Source organism: Mycobacterium asiaticum DSM 44297 (genome assembly GCF_000613245.1).
Classification (GTDB): domain Bacteria; phylum Actinomycetota; class Actinomycetes; order Mycobacteriales; family Mycobacteriaceae; genus Mycobacterium; species Mycobacterium asiaticum.
On the sequence record NZ_HG964936.1, the window covers coordinates 2,206,686 to 2,223,919 of the forward strand.

At 66.9% G+C, this 17,234-nt stretch carries 15 protein-coding genes and 1 pseudogene; 8 read left to right on the forward strand and 8 right to left on the reverse strand.

What is annotated here, in order from left to right; translation table 11 throughout:
* Positions 1 to 2,580, forward strand: a 2,580-nt coding sequence (gene uvrA / locus BN972_RS10500) for an excinuclease ABC subunit UvrA (protein ID WP_036356020.1), incomplete at its 5' end; no start/stop codon positions are given.
* Here uvrA and BN972_RS10505 read toward each other — a convergent pair.
* From BN972_RS10505 to lysX, 7 genes and pseudogenes are all read right to left on the reverse strand, one after another.
* Complete coding sequence (locus BN972_RS10505) at positions 2,570 to 3,511, reverse strand: DMT family transporter (protein WP_051545213.1); 942 nt, start codon at positions 3,509 to 3,511, stop codon at positions 2,570 to 2,572. The two genes, uvrA and BN972_RS10505, sit on opposite strands and share 11 nt — an antisense overlap.
* A 23-nt stretch (positions 3,512 to 3,534) precedes the next feature.
* A complete protein-coding gene (locus BN972_RS10510) occupies positions 3,535 to 4,704 on the reverse strand; it encodes a winged helix DNA-binding domain-containing protein (RefSeq protein WP_036357257.1) in 1,170 nt (389 codons plus the stop codon).
* Positions 4,705 to 4,733: 29 nt separating this feature from the next.
* Positions 4,734 to 4,820 (reverse strand): annotated as a pseudogene (locus BN972_RS31175) (hypothetical protein); the annotation flags it as partial.
* On the reverse strand, positions 4,813 to 5,139 hold the full coding sequence (locus tag BN972_RS10515) for a hypothetical protein (protein ID WP_036356023.1): 327 nt from the start codon (positions 5,137 to 5,139) through the stop codon (positions 4,813 to 4,815). The pseudogene BN972_RS31175 and the gene BN972_RS10515, both read right to left, overlap by 8 nt.
* A 9-nt stretch (positions 5,140 to 5,148) precedes the next feature.
* A complete protein-coding gene (locus BN972_RS10520) occupies positions 5,149 to 5,586 on the reverse strand; it encodes a DUF6653 family protein (RefSeq protein ID WP_036356025.1) in 438 nt (145 codons plus the stop codon).
* Between the two features lie 6 nt (positions 5,587 to 5,592).
* The gene (locus BN972_RS10525; protein ID WP_080696812.1) at positions 5,593 to 6,999 is read right to left on the reverse strand and encodes an alpha/beta hydrolase; all 1,407 of its coding nucleotides are present in this window, start codon (positions 6,997 to 6,999) and stop codon (positions 5,593 to 5,595) included.
* A gap of 129 nt (positions 7,000 to 7,128) precedes the next feature.
* Positions 7,129 to 10,464 (reverse strand): bifunctional lysylphosphatidylglycerol synthetase/lysine--tRNA ligase LysX, encoded by a 3,336-nt coding sequence (gene lysX, locus BN972_RS10530; protein WP_036356028.1) that lies wholly within the window; start codon positions 10,462 to 10,464, stop codon positions 7,129 to 7,131.
* 448 nt (positions 10,465 to 10,912) lie between these two features.
* Here lysX and infC point away from each other — a divergent pair, with 448 nt between their 5' ends.
* The 5 genes from infC (at position 10,913) to BN972_RS28200 (ending at position 14,154) form a co-directional block, all read left to right on the forward strand.
* Positions 10,913 to 11,500: a translation initiation factor IF-3 gene (gene infC / locus BN972_RS10535; RefSeq protein WP_036357259.1), complete on the forward strand. Its 588-nt coding sequence runs from the start codon at positions 10,913 to 10,915 to the stop codon at positions 11,498 to 11,500.
* A gap of 42 nt (positions 11,501 to 11,542) precedes the next feature.
* On the forward strand, positions 11,543 to 11,737 hold the full coding sequence (gene rpmI / locus BN972_RS10540) for a 50S ribosomal protein L35 (protein WP_036356030.1): 195 nt from the start codon (positions 11,543 to 11,545) through the stop codon (positions 11,735 to 11,737).
* 86 nt (positions 11,738 to 11,823) lie between these two features.
* Positions 11,824 to 12,213 carry a 50S ribosomal protein L20 gene (gene rplT, locus BN972_RS10545; RefSeq protein WP_036356032.1) on the forward strand — a complete coding sequence of 130 codons (390 nt, stop codon included), beginning with the start codon at positions 11,824 to 11,826 and terminating at the stop codon, positions 12,211 to 12,213.
* A gap of 13 nt (positions 12,214 to 12,226) precedes the next feature.
* A complete protein-coding gene (locus BN972_RS10550) occupies positions 12,227 to 13,009 on the forward strand; it encodes a TrmH family RNA methyltransferase (RefSeq protein WP_099051032.1) in 783 nt (260 codons plus the stop codon).
* Positions 13,010 to 13,131: 122 nt separating this feature from the next.
* A complete protein-coding gene (locus BN972_RS28200) occupies positions 13,132 to 14,154 on the forward strand; it encodes a PE family protein (RefSeq protein ID WP_065139305.1) in 1,023 nt (340 codons plus the stop codon).
* A 6-nt stretch (positions 14,155 to 14,160) separates the two neighbouring features.
* Here the strand turns inward: BN972_RS28200 and BN972_RS10560 are convergent, their stop codons facing one another.
* Complete coding sequence (locus BN972_RS10560; RefSeq protein ID WP_036357270.1) at positions 14,161 to 15,216, reverse strand: oxygenase MpaB family protein; 1,056 nt, start codon at positions 15,214 to 15,216, stop codon at positions 14,161 to 14,163.
* Between the two features lie 207 nt (positions 15,217 to 15,423).
* Here BN972_RS10560 and BN972_RS10565 point away from each other — a divergent pair, with 207 nt between their 5' ends.
* The gene (locus tag BN972_RS10565) at positions 15,424 to 16,335 is read left to right on the forward strand and encodes an adenylate/guanylate cyclase domain-containing protein (protein WP_036356034.1); all 912 of its coding nucleotides are present in this window, start codon (positions 15,424 to 15,426) and stop codon (positions 16,333 to 16,335) included.
* Between the two features lie 9 nt (positions 16,336 to 16,344).
* Entirely contained in the window at positions 16,345 to 17,160 is an 816-nt protein-coding gene (locus BN972_RS10570) for a rhomboid-like protein (protein ID WP_036356035.1), read from the forward strand.
* The last annotated feature ends 74 nt before the right edge of the window (positions 17,161 to 17,234 follow it).

The following is a 17,234-nucleotide window of genomic DNA, read 5'->3' on the forward strand; positions in this document are numbered from 1 at the left end:
CGCGCCGGTACCCCGCACTGCCCGATCTGTGGCGAGCGGATCGCCCGCCAGACACCGCAGCAAATCGTTGACCAGGTGTTGGCGATGGACGAGGGCATCCGGTTCCTGGTGCTGGCGCCGGTGGTGCGCACCCGCAAGGGGGAATTCGCCGACCTCTTCGACAAGCTGAACGCGCAGGGTTACAGCCGCGTCCGGGTTGACGGCGTGGTGTATCCGCTGACCGACCCGCCCAAGCTGAAGAAGCAGGAGAAACACGACATCGAGGTGGTGGTGGACCGCCTGACGGTCAAGGCCACCGCCAAGCAACGGCTCACCGATTCGGTGGAGACGGCGCTGAACCTGGCCGACGGCATCGTGGTCCTGGAGTTTCCCGACGACCGCGACGAGCATGACCATCCCCGTGAGCAGCGCTTTTCAGAGAAGCTGGCCTGCCCCAACGGGCACGCGCTGGCCGTCGACGACCTGGAACCGCGCTCATTCTCGTTCAATTCGCCCTACGGGGCTTGCCCGGAATGCGTGGGCCTCGGCATCCGCAAGGAGGTCGACCCGGACCTGGTGGTGCCCGACCCGGAGCTGACGCTGGCCGAGGGCGCGGTGGCGCCCTGGTCGACGGGGCACACCGCCGAGTACTTCACCCGGATGCTGGCCGGTCTGGGCGACGCGATGGGATTCGATGTCAACACGCCGTGGCGCAAGCTGCCGGCCAAGGCGCGCAAGGCGATTCTCGAGGGCTGCGACGAGCAGGTGCACGTCCGCTACCGGAACCGGTACGGGCGCACCCGCTCCTACTACGCCGATTTCGAGGGTGTGCTGGCGTTCCTGCAGCGCAAGATGGCCCAGACCGAGTCCGAGCAGATGAAGGAACGCTACGAGGGCTTCATGCGGGACGTCCCGTGCCCGGTCTGCAACGGCACCCGGCTCAAGCCGGAGATTCTGGCGGTCAGCCTCGCGGCGGGGGAGCACGGCCCGAAGTCCATCGCCGAGGTGTGCGACCTGTCCATCGCGGACTGCGCCGACTTCCTCAACGCGCTCACGCTTGGTACCCGCGAGAAGGCGATCGCCGGGCAGGTGCTCAAGGAGATCCAGTCCCGGCTGGGGTTTCTGCTCGACGTTGGCCTGGAATACCTGTCCCTGTCCCGCGCGGCGGCCACCCTGTCCGGCGGCGAGGCGCAGCGCATCCGGCTGGCGACTCAGATCGGCTCCGGCTTGGTGGGTGTGTTGTACGTGCTGGACGAGCCGTCCATCGGGCTGCACCAGCGGGACAATCGTCGGTTGATCGAAACCCTCACGCGGCTCAAGAATTTGGGCAACACCTTGATCGTCGTCGAGCACGACGAGGACACCATCGAGCATGCCGACTGGATCGTCGACATCGGACCGCGGGCCGGTGAGCATGGCGGCCGAATCGTGCACAGCGGCACCTACAGCGAGCTGCTGACCAACCAGGAGTCGATCACCGGCGCCTACCTGTCCGGCCGGGAAAGCATCGAGATGCCGGCGCTGCGGCGCCCGGTGGATTCGCGACGCCAGCTGACCGTGGTCGGCGCCCGGGAACACAACCTGCGCGGCATCGACGTGTCCTTCCCGCTGGGGGTGCTGACGTCGGTCACCGGGGTGTCCGGATCCGGCAAATCGACGCTTGTCAACGACATCCTGGCCGCGGTGCTGGCGAACAAGCTCAACGGCGCCCGTCAAGTGCCCGGCCGGCACACCCGGGTCACCGGGCTCGACCACCTGGACAAGCTGGTGCGGGTCGACCAGTCGCCGATCGGCCGCACCCCCCGATCCAACCCGGCCACCTACACCGGGGTGTTCGACAAGATCCGCACGCTGTTCGCGGCCACCACAGAGGCCAAGGTGCGCGGCTACCAGCCCGGCCGATTCTCGTTCAACGTCAAGGGCGGTCGTTGCGAGGCGTGCACCGGCGACGGCACGATCAAGATCGAGATGAACTTCCTACCGGACGTGTACGTCCCCTGCGAGGTGTGTCAGGGCGCCCGGTACAACCGGGAAACACTCGAGGTGCACTACAAGGGCAAGACCATCTCCGAAGTGCTGGACATGTCCATCGAGGACGCGGCGGAGTTCTTCGAGCCGATCTCCGGCATTCACCGCTATCTGCGCACATTGGTCGACGTCGGTCTGGGTTACGTGCGGCTGGGCCAGCCGGCGCCGACGTTGTCCGGTGGCGAGGCGCAGCGCGTCAAGCTGGCCTCGGAGTTGCAGAAGCGTTCCACCGGCCGCACCATCTATATCCTCGACGAGCCGACCACGGGTTTGCACTTCGACGACATCCGCAAGCTGCTCAAGGTGATCAGCGGCCTAGTTGACAAAGGCAACACGGTGATCGTGATCGAGCACAACCTGGACGTGATCAAGACGTCCGACTGGATCGTCGATATGGGTCCCGAGGGTGGAGCGGGCGGCGGAACCGTTGTCGCGCAAGGCACTCCGGAGGACATCGCGGCGGTGCCGGAGAGCTACACCGGTAAGTTCTTGGCAGAGGTGCTCGCACCTGCCGCTGCGCGAGCAGGCAATTCCCGGCGGTCCACTACCAAGCGACGCAAAGTCAGCGCCTGAGCGCCGGCCCCGTCGCGGGCGACGGGTCGGACTCGTCCGGGTCGCGCCCGCTGTGGGCCGCCTCCTCCGTGTGGGCGCCTTCGCCGCGTCCGAGTGCGATCGTGGCGGCGACCATGGCCACGACCGCCGCCGGCAGCACCACCACGCCGATACCTCGGGCGGTGAGCTGCTCACCCAGCACGACGACGCCGAGTAGCACCGCGACCACGGGCTCGCCGACCAGCATGACGGGTACCGACGCCTGCAGTGCCCCCGCCTGGAAGGCCCACTGCTGCAACACCGTCACCCCGACCGCCAACAGCACCAGCAGGTACAGCGCGGGCAAGCTGAACAGCCCGTGCCAGCCGCCGACCGCGAATCGGTGGGTGCACGTCTTGGTCAGCACCGCGATCATTCCGAGCAGGATGGCCACTGCCCCGCCGAGCGACATCGCGCGCACCCGATCGGTGGTGCGGCGAGCTATCAGCACACAGAGCACTACCAATAGCACCGCGCCGGTGACTGCCAGCGCCCAGGTCAGCGTCGCGGGCCGGTAATCGCCTTCTTGCGGCCGGCCTACCAGTACGAAGACCGCCAGAGCGGCCGTCAACAGCAGCGCCCAGGCCCACTCGAATGCGCTTACCCGGCTACCGCACCGCCATGCGCTGAGCGGCAGCACGAACAACAGTGAGGACACCAGCAGCGGCTGCACCAGCAGCAGCGATCCGTGCGCCAGGGCGACGGCCTGGAACACGTAGCCGGCGACCGCCGCGCCCGTACCCGACCACCACAGCCGGTCGCGCAGCACGGCGGAGATGACCGCGCCGGACATCTCCCGGACGAGAGCGGGACCCTGCAACGCGGCCTGACGAACAACGATCCCGACGGCCGCGGCCAACGCCGCGAGCAGAGCCGCGCCGATCGCCACGGCATGCGTGGTCAGCCAATCCATGGCGGCTGCATACCCCATGGCGATCAACCCGACGCCACCGACTTGGACAACGGGGAAGGAAAACGCGGGCTGATCCGGAGCCCGTCGAGCCAGGCGGTGAGTTCGTCGGCGCGTTGCTGTAGTGCTCGGCGCGCATCGCTACCCGGGTCTTCCAGCAGTTGCAGCCGGACCTGGGCGTCGTCATCCTGGCACCAGCCGCCCACCACGCGCCCGTTCCACCATGCGGTGGGACCGGCGTTGCCGTTGCTGTCGAACACCTGACCGCGATGCTCTCCCAGGTACCAGTCCCGGTCCGACCAGCCCATGGTGGTGGGATCCAGGCCGGGCAACAGTGCGCCCCACGGCGGCGCCTCGGGTTCGACGCCGAGGTCGTCGGCCAGCGCGTAGCCGGGGCCACCGTGCAGGTCCACCTCCACAGCGCCAACGGCGGCCAGCGCCGCCCGCACTGCGGTGAGCGTGGTGCCGAACCACCACTTGATGTCGGTTTCGGTAGCCGGGCCGAAAGTCTTCAGCCAGCGTCGGGTCAGTTCGGCGCGGGCCGCCGCCTCGGGTACGGGCGCAGCCGTGGCCGGCAGCCAGTCCTCGAAGGCGCTCCACCGCGGGCGTGACGTGGTCCAGCTGCCGTCGTTGGGACCACGCACGATCCGGCCTCTTGCGGACAGCACCGTCAGCACCCGCGGGGCGATGGGAACTGAACCGCCCCAACGCTTCCCGGGCGCCGGGTCATAGCTGCCCGCCAGCTCCGGCAGCGCGGCCCGAAGTTCGGTGCTGGACGCCGGGCCGTGCTCGAGAAGATGGCGGACCACCGCCGCGCTGGCTTGCTCCAGCCAAGTCTCACCATCGACGCTCACCCCCGCCTTATCCAGGTCTGCGAGCAGCCGGCGTTCCTCGTTCTCGGCCACGCGATCACTGGCCGCCGACTGCACCAGGGCCAGGTCGTTGGCGTTGACCACCCACAACGTTCGCCGCATCGCCAGATGCTTTACCGCGGAACGCTTCTGGTAAAGCAACCGGTCCAGATCCGCGGTGGTGAATCCGCGACACCGTCCCCACAGAGACAGATACGGCGTGGCGGGGTCGGTGGCGTGCAACCCCACCAGGTCACCGGTGACTCGGGTGACCGAACCCGACGTGCAGAGAAAGTGCCTGCGCGCCAACCGGTTCCGGCGCTCAGCAATGCTGAACTTGCGCACGTTCAGCACCCGTCTCTGGTCATGTCGCCACCCATTCCGCCTCGGCCAAGTAGTCGTCGCAATTGGTAGGGCCCGAATTGCATGCCCGCCCGAGAAGTCGGCACGGTGTCAGTCATCGGTGCGCATCGACTCCCGGATCTGCGCCAAACGCTCGGCGGCCGCGCGCTGTCTTGCTTCGAACTGTTCCTCGACGGCGCGGCCCTCTTCGGTGTCGGCGGCAAGCTCGTCGGCGCCGATTGCGGCCCCGTAGCGCGATTCGATCTTCTCGCGCACTGACTCGAAGGTCGGCACACCGCTGCGGTCGTAAGGTTCCTCCGCCCGAGCAGACGTGAAAGCACCCGAATCCGCTGGATTCGAGGCGCTTTCGCGTCTGCTCGCGCTCGGGTCGGGTTCAGCAGGCGGCGTCGCTTCGGGCGAAGGCGATTGGTCGGGCATTCCGCCAGGTTACTGGTGGGCGTCTGCGGCGGGTTGGTGCCGCGCGAGATACCGCACCATCAATTGCCAGTACAGCATGGTCAGCGCCATTTGCGCCGCGACGGAAACGACGGCTGGTCTGAGCTGATGGCGCCGGGCGGCGATCGCCGCGCGGAGGGCGATTGCCGAAGTGACGATGCTGAGCAGCGCGGCGCCATCACGGGGCCGCTCGGTGATCCACAGTTCCTCGCCGAGCATGGCCCGAGTCGACCACGCGTCGAGGTGCTCCGGCTTGCCGAAGACTACCGGATTGACCGCCAGCCACACCGCGACCGCCAACGCGTGGCTGGGCCGCCGGGTCCAGACCGGTACCAGCGTCAGGGGCGTGCTGGCCCACCGGGTCCACGCGCTCCACGGGTGGCAGTGCCGCGCGAAGATCGCGCGGCGTACCGCGGCAACCCTGGCCACTCGCCGCTACCGCCCCGCAGCGACAACTTGCGCGGGCGCGGAGCCGCCAGCAGCCGGGGGAGTTGGAGCGCCTGGGAGGAGGGTCCGCGGCACCCCGGGGGTGCCCAGCTGGCCGGCCAGCCAGGGCAGTGCCGCGGCGAATGCGCGCTCGGCGAACGGCCAGTCGTGTTTACCGGGTGCGGGCACCACCGCGCAGTCGATGCCGTAGGTGCGGCCCACCGCACATAGGGCGTTGGCCGCGGCGGTCTGGTTGCTGGGGTTGGTCTGGGCGGCGCGCCCCGCCACGCGCATCGCGGCGGTGTCGACGATCGGCCGTTCGTGGGACGCCGGTCCCGGCGAGGAGATCGCGAACCACCCCGCAACGCCGGTGTAGGGGCCGTGGCGGGTGATGACGGTCGTCGGGTCATAGCTAGCCCATGCGTCGGCGCTGCCACCAAACAGCTTGGCGATGGTCTCGGCTTTGTTCCCCGCGTTGGGATACAGGTCGCCGGCGACGTCGACGAAGGCGCTGAACAACGTGGGGTGCATGACGGTCAGATCCACCGCGCAGGTGCCGCCCATCGACCAGCCGACAATGCCCCAGTTCACTGGCTGCACGCTCACCCCGAACTTCGAAACAATATAAGGGACGATGTCTTTCGTCAGGTGATCGGCGGCATTGCCGCGGCGCCCGTTGACGCATTCGGTGTCGACATTGAAGGCGCCGCCCGAGTCCGCAAAAACCAGTACCGGCGCGTTGCCGTCGTGGGTTGCGGCGAAGTCGTCCATCGTCCGGACCGCATTGCCGGCCCGGGCCCAATCCGCCGGCGTGTTGAACTGGCCGCCGATCATCAGCACGGTCGGCAGCCGCGGTGGCGGGTCGCTGGCGAACCAGGCCGGCGGCAGGTACACCAGCTCCCCGCGATGCTTGAAGTGCGAAGCGTCCGAAGGGATCACGACGGGCACTACGCTACCGTGCGGCGGCCGTGCCCCCTTGCCGGCCATCGCGACCATCCCGGCGAAGGTGGCCTGATCGGTCTGGTCGGGCAGCGGGCCGTTGGTGAGCTGGCTCCAGGCGGCCTGCACGGTGGGGAAGTATCCGACCCACGTGTTGAGCGTGAGCGCCGCGCTGAGCAAGCACAGCGGTACCGCCAGCAGGGACGCAGCGCGAGGCCAGCGGCGGGCGCTGCGCCAACCAACGACCAGCACGGTGGTGGCGATCCCGGCCAACCCAGCCCAAGCCCACAGCGCACCGGGGGCGGGCTCGTCGGCCAGCCTGGTGACATACGCACGCGTCGCGCAGGCCGCCGCGAAGCCAGCCAGTAGCGCCACCGGCAGCCGTCGTCGCAGCCAGTTGCGCGAACGCCAGCCAACCGACACCGCCAGCACCGCTGCGGATGCCAGCTGCACCGTGAGCGGCACCCAGCCATGCATCAACGAGGTGTGACTGAAGGCGGACGCGGTCACGCGATCATTGTCGTTCTTCGGGATCCCACGCGGGATTATGTTTCCGAATGATTTCCTGAGAGTTGGCTGAATGCGGCGTGTCAGCTAAACAGCGAATTAATGCGGCTTGGCCAGCGGGAACGGCAACGTCTCCCGAATGCTGCGTCCGGTGATCAGCATGACCACCCGGTCCACTCCCATCCCGAGGCCACCGGTTGGGGGCATTGCGTACTCCATCGCCTGCAGGAAATCCTCATCGAGCTCCATCGCCTCGGGGTCCCCGCCGGCGGCGAGCAGGGACTGCTCTTCCAACCGCCGCCGCTGCTCCACCGGGTCGGTGAGCTCGCTGTATGCGGTGCCCAGCTCGACTCCCCACGCCACCAGGTCCCAGCGTTCAGCAACACCGCGTTTGCTGCGATGTGGCCTGGTCAGTGGGGATACCGAGGTGGGGAAGTCGATGTAGAACGTCGGTTGCTCGGTGCGGTCCTCGACCAGGTGCTCATAGAGCTCTAGGACCACCGCGCCGGCATCCCAGTAGTTGCGGTACGGGATCCGAGCGGCGTCCGACAGCTTGCGCAGCGTGTTCAGGTCGGTTTCGGCGTCGATGTGCTCGCCCAGGGCTTCCGACACCGCATCGTGCACGGACTTCACCGGCCAGACACCGGAGATGTCGACCGGTTCGAGTCGCGCGCCGTAGCTATTCGAATCATCCTGAGCCCGGGGCCGCATCGCCGTCTGGGAGCCGTTGGCCGCCTGCGCCGCGTTCTGGATGAGTTCGCGGCAGCCATCGATCCACACCCGGTAATCGGCATGTGCCTGGTAGGCCTCCAACAAGGTGAACTCCGGGTTGTGGCTGAAGTCGACGCCCTCGTTGCGGAACGCGCGGCCGAGTTCGAACACCCGCTCCACACCACCGACACACAGGCGCTTGAGGTACAGCTCGGGAGCGATGCGCAGGAACAAGTCCATCGCGTAGGCATTGATATGGGTGACGAACGGGCGGGCCGTGGCGCCGCCGTGCACCTGCTGCAGGATCGGCGTCTCGACCTCGATGAAGCCCTTCGCGAACAGCGTCTCTCGGATCGAGCGCAACACGCTGCTGCGCGCGGTGATCAGGTCGCGTGACTCCACATTGACGGCCAGATCCACGTAGCGGGTGCGCACCCGGGCTTCCGGGTCGGTCAAGCCTTTCCACTTGTTCGGTAGGGGCCGTAGGCACTTTCCGGTCAGCCGCCAGCGGCTGACGATCAGTGACCGGATGCCCTTCTTGCTGTGACCCATGTGCCCGGTCATTTCGACCAGGTCACCGAGGTCGATCGCCGCATTGAAGTCTGCGGCCCGGCCCTCTTCCAGTTGTGAATTGTCAAGCAGCACTTGCACTTCGCCGGACCAGTCACGCAGGTGCGCGAACAGCACGCCGCCGTAGTTCCGGATCCGCAGGATTCGGCCGGACACCGAGATGGTGGCGTCGTCATCGGCTGTCAGCGCCTCGGCGACGGTGTGGGTCGGCGGCTCACCCACGGGATAGGCGTCCACCCCGCTCCTGCGAAGCTTCTTCAGCTTGGCCAGGCGTACCCGCACCTGCTCGGGCTGGCGGCGCTGGGCATCGTCGTCTTCGGGGATGTCGGCTTCCTGCAGGCCGCTGACGTCCGGTGCGGTGCCGTCGGGATGCAACAACCCGGTGTCCACCAGCCGCTGCGGCACCGCCCGGTGATGCCCGGTGTGTATCTTGTCGCGCCGGCTGAACGGCAGCACCAGGAAGCCCTCGGCGATCACCGATGCGACGCCAACCCGCGGCATCATGCGGGCGTCCTCGTAGCAGGCATAGCGAGGCACCCATTCGGGCTGATACTTGTCGTTGGAGCGGTACAACGTCTCGAGCTGCCACCACCGCGAGAAGAACACCAGCAAGCCGCGCCAGAGCCGGGCGACGGGCCCCGCGCCCAGCTGCTCGCCCTGTTCGAAGGCCGACCGAAAGACCGCGAAGTTCAACGAGATTCGGCTCAGGCCCAAATTCTGGGCGTGCAGCGTGAGCTCGCTGACCATCAGTTCGATGGTGCCGTTGGGCGATTCTCGGGAGCGGCGCATCAAGTCCAGCGAGACGCCGGTGGTGCCCCAGGGCACCAGTGACAGCATCGCCACCACCTGCCCGGCCGGGTCGACCGCCTCCACCAGCAGGCAGTCGCCATCGGCCGGGTCGCCCAGCCGGCCCAGCGCCATGGAGAAGCCGCGTTCGGATTCGGTGTCGCGCCACGCATCCGCCCGCTCGACGGTCTCGGCCATCTCCTCTGGGGGGATGTCGCGATGACGCCGAATGCGCACCGTCAGCCCGGCCCGGCGGGCGCGGGTGACCGCCTGGCGGACGCCGCGCATCTCCGGGCCGGACAGCTTGAAGTCGGCCGGACGCAGGATGGCCTCGTCACCGAGTTCCAGCGCGTTCAGTCCCGCCTCCCGGTACACCTGGGCGCCCTCGGAGCTGGCTCCCATGACGCCAGGCGCCCAGCCGTAGGTTTGGCACAGCTGCAGCCACGCGTCCACGGCCTGACGCCATGCCTTCGGGTCGCCGACGGGATCGCCGCTGGCCAGACAGACACCGACCTCCACGCGGTAGGTGAGGGCGGCGCGACCGCTGGGCGCGAAGATCACCGACTTGTCGCGGCGGGTGGCGAAGTAAGCCAGTGAGTCGTTCTTTCCCCACAACTCGACCAACCCGCGGATGGCGGATTCATCCTCACCCGTCAGCGCGTTGTCGGCCCGCTGCGAGAGGAACAGCACGATCGTGGCGGCGATCAACGCCAACGCGCCGAACAAACCGAAGATCGCGTTGAGGAAGACGTGTGGCCGGCCAGTGAACAGATCGGGATCGGCGAAGCCGAAACCGACGACCCGGTTGGCGACGTAGGGTAACCGCTCTTCGGGGGCCAGCGTCCCGGGAAACATCTCCACGAGTGCCCAGGACGCCAGGATGCCGAGGGCACCGCCGATTCCGAGCACCGCGGCGGCCCGGAACAGCGCACCTCTGCGGACTTTGGCCCAGAATTCCCGATAGCCCAGCACCAACAGCACGATTGCCACCACATGGAAGGCGAACCCGAGGTTCTCCCCGAACGCCTCGGCCGGGGTGTTGTCGCCCGCCGCGATATCGGCGGCGTTGATGACTGCGTGCACCACCATGTTGCCCAGCAACACCAGCCAGGCGATGCGTTTGCGGGCCGTGAGCGCAGCGGCGAGCAGGGCCAGCACAAACGACCACGCGAAGCTGGTGTCCGGAAAGTTGAACAAGTAGCTGTTGATGAAGACGCGCGGCGTGTGGATCAGCCATCGGATCAACGGCGAGAGGCTGGCGAGAAGTGACACGGTGGCGATGACGCCGACGGTCCAACCGGCTGCCGCGGGCAGCCAGTGGTAGCGGGTTTTCGCCCGGCGCACCGGGTGGGATTTGGTGAGTGTCACAGACCGCGAGGATATTCGCTATAACCCAGAAATTCCTGGGGATGGGCCCGGCTTGTCCGGACGTGGCCTGACATGCCGCGGTGCCGCGCACGGGCCGTCTTGCTCGGCCGCATCGACCGGCTGGGCCGAGAAGACGCGTCATGCCTGCTAGACTGTCTGCTGCGACCATCCCGGCCACGGCCAGGGACAGTTAAGTGGAGTCCCACTCCCACCGATTGCCACGAGAAGCCTCAGGCTTTCTCAAGGTAACTCGGTCCGGTCACGGGCATAGCAAAATGCCTGCTCTGCGCGTTGTGCGCAGGCGGTTTGACGTACGTTCAAGCCGCGATCGGTCGGCATTGGGCCCTGCTTGTGCAGGGCTTTTCTGCTGTTGGCTGGTGTCTCCCCGCTGTTCGGCCCAGGTCCAGGCATGGAACGCACCGCAATGAAAGCCAACAAGGGAGGCCCCATCAGCACTGAGACCCGCGTCAACGAGCGCATTCGCGTGCCTGAAGTTCGATTGATCGGCCCTGGGGGGGAGCAGGTAGGCATCGTGCGTATCGAAGACGCACTCCGCGTTGCCGCCGACGCCGATCTCGATCTCGTCGAAGTTGCTCCCAATGCCAGGCCACCGGTCTGCAAGATCATGGACTACGGGAAGTACAAGTACGAGGCGGCGCAGAAGGCGCGCGAATCCCGCAGGAACCAGCAGCAGACCGTCGTCAAGGAACAGAAGCTGCGACCCAAGATCGACGACCACGACTACGAGACCAAGAAGGGTCACGTAGTGCGCTTCCTGGAAGCCGGGTCGAAGGTCAAGGTCACCATCATGTTCCGCGGACGTGAGCAGTCGCGGCCCGAACTCGGGTACCGCTTGCTGCAACGTCTTGGCGCTGACGTCGCCGAATACGGATTTGTCGAGACGTCGGCCAAGCAGGATGGCCGCAACATGACGATGGTGCTGGCACCGCACCGCGGAGCGAAGACTCGCGCCCGGGCGCGGCACCCGGAGGAGCCGGGAGCGGCCGACGCGGCCGGCGAGCACGCACCGTCATAACTCGAATTTGCAGCACGACCAGAATCAGAGGACCTAGAAAACATGCCTAAGGCCAAGACCCATAGCGGCGCTTCGAAGCGGTTCCGGCGTACCGGAACCGGCAAGATCGTCCGGCAGAAAGCCAACCGGCGGCACCTGCTCGAGCACAAGCCCAGCACGCGCACCCGGCGGCTGGAGGGCCGCGCGGCGGTCTCGGCCAACGATGCCAAGCGGGTCAACAAGCTGCTGAACGGCTAAGCCCGGCGCCGAAAACCACCCACCAGAGACAGCGGGCTGGCGGCAGCCCCCGACCACCACGTTTGAAACGGAAGTAGGAACAACCCATGGCACGCGTAAAGCGGGCGGTCAACGCCCACAAGAAGCGGCGCTCCATCCTGAAGGCCTCCAAGGGCTATCGCGGCCAGCGGTCCCGGCTCTACCGCAAGGCCAAAGAGCAGCAGCTGCATTCGCTGAACTATGCCTACCGTGACCGTCGTGCGCGCAAGGGCGAGTTCCGCAAGTTGTGGATCTCCCGCATCAACGCGGCCGCGCGTGCCAACGACATCACCTACAACCGCCTGATCCAGGGTCTCAAGGCCGCGGGCGTCGAGGTGGACCGCAAGAACCTGGCGGACATCGCCGTCACCGATGCGGCGGCGTTCACCGCGCTCGTCGAGGTCGCCCGGGCCGCGCTGCCCGAGGACGTCAACGCCCCGTCCGGAGAGGCTGCCTGACTTCGCGTCGCAGGTGCTGACCGAGCGCTCGGCCAAGGTGGTCGCGGCGGTCAAATTGCATCGCCATGTCGGCCGGCGGCGCTCGGGACTGTTTCTCGCCGAAGGCCCGAATCTGGTCGCGGCCGCCTTCGGTCGCGGCCTGGTTCGGGAAGTGTTCGCCACTGAGGACGCCGCCCAACGCTATGCGTCGGTGCTGGTCTCACCGGTCCACCTGGTGACCGATCGGGCCGCAAAAGCGTTGTCCGATACGGTGACTCCGTCGGGCCTCGTCGCGGTCTGCGACATGCCGACTCCCCGGTTGGACGAAGAGTTGACCGGCTCGCCCCGGCTGATTGCGGTCGCTGTGGATATCGGCGAACCGGGCAACGCCGGCACCTTGATTCGTCTCGCCGACGCGATGGGCGCTTCGGCGGTCGTGCTGGCCGGGCACAGCGTGGACCCGTATAACGGCAAGTGTCTGCGTGCCTCGACCGGCAGCATCTTCAACATTCCCGTCGTCATCGAACCGGACGCGGCCGGTGCGGCTGCCCAGCTGCGGACGGCAGGGCTCCAAGTGCTGGCCACCACGGTCGACGGTGAAACGCCCCTCGACGACCCCGATCTGCCACTGGGCCGGCCGACGGCGTGGCTGTTCGGACCCGAAGCGCACGGTTTGCCGGCCGATCTGGCCGCCAGCGCCGATCACCGCGTGCGCATTCCGATGGCCGGGCGAGCGGAGAGTTTGAATGTTGCCGCCGCTGCCGCGATTTGCCTGTATCAAAGCGCCCGTGAATTGCGGTTGCAGTCCGGAGCCTGACTTACGCGGCATCTTCGGCAAATTTCAGAAAAAGATCTGAAAATCATTGGTGAGAGCGTTGCTCGTTGCTACTATTCGGCTCTCGTCCAATAGCGCCACCGGCTCTCCGCGAAGGGGAAACTATGTCATTAGTCAGCGTGGTCCCAGAAGCCGTAACCGCTGCGAGCGCAAGTCTGCATGACCTCGGGTCCGCGCTACGCGCATCCAGTACCAAGGCTCTTAATCAGGCGACGGCGATCGCGCCCCCGGCCGCTGACGAGATTTCCTCGGCCATCACCGCGCTGTTCGGTTCGCATGCCGAGGAATTCGCCGCCGTGAGTGCCCGGGCTTCGGCTTTCCACACTGATTTCGTGAAGTTGCTCAGCGGCGGCGCCGCCCAGTATCTGAACGCCGAAATCGCCAACGCTCAGCAAACGCTGGTGAACGCGATCAATGCTCCGGCGCAGGCGTTGCTCGGGCATCCGCTGATCGGGCCCGGCGGTATTGCGCCGGCGGCCACGATGATGGAGACCAACACCATCCCTACTCCGTTCGGCCCGATCACCATCACACAGACTGCCACTTTCCCCGAAGCTGGGCCTCCCGACTTCGGCACCGGCCCAATTCTCGCGGCTATAACCGCCTCCACCCCGCTCGGGCCCATGTCATGGTCAATCAACGGACGCGTAGACACGACTATGGCTGCGCCTTTTGTCTCAACACTGCAATTGACCGGGGGCGCGGTCTCCGTTCCACCTCAACTCCGGCTCCTGATGGCCGCGGCGGGTCCGACGGTTACCGGTGGGTTCTCGCTGGCCCACAGCTTTAACGCCTTCACCTCCGCGGTCGGCAGTGGGGACATCCTGGGTGCTGCTACCGCCTTCTTCTCCGCGCCCTTCGACTACGCGAACGCCTCGCTATTTGGTCACCACATAGTGGAGCTGCCGCTGGGAGCGCTCGGAGGAGGGCCAGAGATCACCCTGCGAGTTCCGTTCGGGGGAGTCTTCGCCCCATCCCAGCCGATGACGCTTTACGCCCCGGGCTACAGCGTCTCCCCGGCCCCCGGCGTCACCCAGACCTTCGCCGGTGCGAACTTCGCCTTCTCCGGCTCACGCTTCGGCGGAATCGCTACCGAGTTCCTGAAGCTGTTTGGACTGCCGCTGTAGCCCCCTTTAAGCCGCTGTCGTTCGCCCCCGCGCCGGTCGCAGGCCGGCGATCGACAGCGTGCTGTGCACCAGAGATCCGGCGCGTTCCATGATGGCGCGCGCAGGTTCCAGCGGTCGGGCGAGGGGGAAGCGGGATCGCGGCGGGAAGTAGTGCATCGGCAGACCGCGGCGATCCCGGGGCGGGGCCATGAATGCCGGCGCCTCGACCAGCGGCGCGTCCGCGCGGATCCGACCCTCGGCACGGCGGTAGGCGGCCAGCGCCCGCGGGTGCAGCCGGATCTCGTCGGGCACCGCAATAAAGGCCAACTCGACGAGCTTGCCGAATAGGCGCAGCAGTATCTCGTCGCCCGGTGTCCAGCGCATGCCCGCCTTCTCCCGGACGGCGGGCTCGAACAGCCCGGCGGCGATCCAGCGCTGACCCGCGACCATCGGCTTCAGTAATTGGTCCCAGATCGGGGTGGGCAGCAGGACGAACTTCGGCTTGGGAATCCGGATCTGGAAGATGTCCAGGACGGCCTGGTTGATCTCCAGCTCCTCGCGGCCGACCCGCTCCCAGTACTCCTGAAAGTCCTCCCACGACTTGGGCACCGGCCGCATGCTCATGCCGTACATGCGGTACCACTGCACGTGCTCGTCGAACAACTGGCGTTTCTCGGCTTCGGTGAGTCCGCCGCAGAAGTACTCGGCCACCTTGATGACGAGCATGAAGAACGTGGCGTGCGCCCAGTAGAAGGTCTCCGGATTCAGGGCGTGGTAACGGCGGCCCTCGCCGTCGACCCCTTTGATGGTGCGGTGGTAGCTCTTGATCTGCTGACCGGTTTGGGCGGCGCGGTCGCCGTCGTAGACGACGCCCATGATCGGGTAGACCGATCGGGCCACGCGCTGCAGGGGTTCACGCAGCAGGATCGAGTGGTCTTCGACCCCGGCGCCGAGCTCGGGATACATGTTCTGGATCGCCCCGATCCAGATGCCCATCATCCCGGTGCGCAGGTCGCCGAAATATTTCCAGGTCAGGGAATCAGGTCCGAGTGGGTCCGTCGGTGTCGTCGATGTGGCAGTCATCACGGCCTCCAAAGCACCTCGGTGTGCGCCCACGATAAATGCTGACAACAGGCGTTGTCTACGATCAAAGCATAGGCGCCGAAGCGCTGTTACGCAGTCGCCACGCCGCCGCCGCAACAGCGTGATCAGTGCGTTCGTTCGGATGTTTGACACATGTGGCGCGGTCGTCGTTGCCGGGTTCAACCAGAACCGCCTAACGTTGATTGAGTGGAGGTCGGGGCTGAGGAATCGGAATCCGGCGAACCTGACCACACCGCGACTGCGGTGGCTGACGAAGCGCCGCGACGACGGTCCCCGGCGAAGTGGCTGCGCAGCACCAATCACAGTCCCGGCGTGGTCGGGTTCGTCAAGCGCGCTCGACGCTTGCTGCCCGGGGACCCGGAATTCGGCGACCCGCTGTCGACCGCCGGCGAAGGCGGTCCCCGCGCCGCCGCTCGAGCCGCCGACCGGCTCCTCGGCGACCGCGATGGCGCGTCTCGCGAACTGAGTCTGGGGGTTTTACAGGTCTGGCAGGCCATGACAGAGGCCGTGTCACGCCGTCCCGCAAACCCCGAAGTGACGCTGGTATTCACCGATCTGGTCGGTTTCTCGTCGTGGTCGCTGCAGGCCGGGGACGACGCCGCGCTCACATTGCTGCGGCAGGTGGCCCGGGCCGTCGAATCCCCGCTGCTGGACGCCGGCGGACACATCGTCAAACGGATGGGCGACGGGATCATGGCCGTGTTCCGCCGCCCCGACACCGCGGTCAAGGCGGTACTGCATGCCGAGCAGGCGGTCAAATCCGTTGAGGTGGAAGGTTACACACCGCGGATGCGGGTCGGCATTCACACTGGACGCCCGCAGCGACTCGGTTCGGATTGGCTGGGCGTCGACGTCAACATCGCCGCTCGGGTCATGGAACGAGCAACCAAAGGCGGCATCATGATCTCGAGTCCCACCCTGGATTTGATCCCGCAGAGCGAACTGGACGAACTGGGCGTCACCGTCAAGCGCGCGCGCAGACCCATGTTCTCCAGCAAACTCACCGGCATCCCACCGGACCTGGCGATCTACCGCCTCAAGACTGGTAGGGACTTGTCAGGTGGCGATAACACGAATGAGACAAACGTCCAGGCATAGTGGAAGGTGATGATTTCCAACGTGTTGTCCGGGCTGGCCCGCGTGCGCTTCACCGTGGCCTACGTGGCGGCTCTGGCGTTCGTCAGCACCGCGATGCTGCTGATCGACCCGCAGACGCACGACCGGGTGATCCGGCACGCCAGCACCAACCTGCACAATTTGGCGCACGGACGGCTGGGCACGCTGCTGGGCAGTGCGTTTGTTGTAGAAGCCGGCCCGCTGTACTTCTGGCTGCCTTTTCTGACCTGTTTGCTCGTCCTGGCCGAACTGCAGATGCGCACCCTCCGGCTGGTCATGGCCTTCCTCATCGGGCACATCGGCGCCACGCTGGTAGTGGCCGCGGCCCTGGCCGCGGCGGTCAAGCTGGGCTGGATGCCGTGGTCGATCACGCGGGCTAGCGATGTCGGCATGAGCTACGGCGCACTCGCCGTCCTCGGTGCCCTGACGGCCACCATCCCGCGACAATGGCGACCCGGCTGGGTCGCGTGGTGGCTCGCGGTGAGCGTGTCGGCCGCGATCATCGGTGGTGAGTTCACCAATGCGGGACATGCCGTGGCTCTGACGCTGGGGATGCTGGTGGGCACGCGCTTTCACGGCACCGCGCATTGGACACCGGTGCGGTGCCTGATGCTGCTGAATTCCGCGGGCTTTGGGTTTTTGATTCTGTCGCACAGCTGGTGGGGGATGTTCGCCGGTGCGGCGCTCGGCCTGTTCGGTGCCGTGGTCGCCCACCTCGTGTCGCAGCGATTCCGGTCCAGTACGCCGGACGCAGCGGTGCGGACGGAGGCTGCGCAGGCGGCACCGGCATTGACTACCGCCCGCTGAGTCCCGGGTCGCCGCTCCGGCCGCCACGTGAAGGCGTCCACGCCCGTCTCACGCAGGCCCCCGACTTCGCGGCC

What these genes read in the sequence shown, in the direction of transcription:
- rplT (WP_036356032.1), top strand. Translation starts at nt 11,824, where the DNA reads ATGGCACGCGTAAAGCGGGCGGTCAACGCCCACAAGAAGCGGCGCTCC.
- BN972_RS28200 (WP_065139305.1), top strand. Translation starts at nt 13,132, where the DNA reads ATGTCATTAGTCAGCGTGGTCCCAGAAGCCGTAACCGCTGCGAGCGCA.
- rpmI (WP_036356030.1), top strand. Translation starts at nt 11,543, where the DNA reads ATGCCTAAGGCCAAGACCCATAGCGGCGCTTCGAAGCGGTTCCGGCGT.
- BN972_RS10515 (WP_036356023.1), bottom strand. Translation starts at nt 5,139, where the DNA reads ATGCCCGACCAATCGCCTTCGCCCGAAGCGACGCCGCCTGCTGAACCC.
- BN972_RS10570 (WP_036356035.1), top strand. Translation starts at nt 16,345, where the DNA reads ATGATTTCCAACGTGTTGTCCGGGCTGGCCCGCGTGCGCTTCACCGTG.
- BN972_RS10505 (WP_051545213.1), bottom strand. Translation starts at nt 3,511, where the DNA reads ATGGATTGGCTGACCACGCATGCCGTGGCGATCGGCGCGGCTCTGCTC.
- BN972_RS10560 (WP_036357270.1), bottom strand. Translation starts at nt 15,216, where the DNA reads ATGACTGCCACATCGACGACACCGACGGACCCACTCGGACCTGATTCC.
- BN972_RS10525 (WP_080696812.1), bottom strand. Translation starts at nt 6,999, where the DNA reads ATGCATGGCTGGGTGCCGCTCACGGTGCAGCTGGCATCCGCAGCGGTG.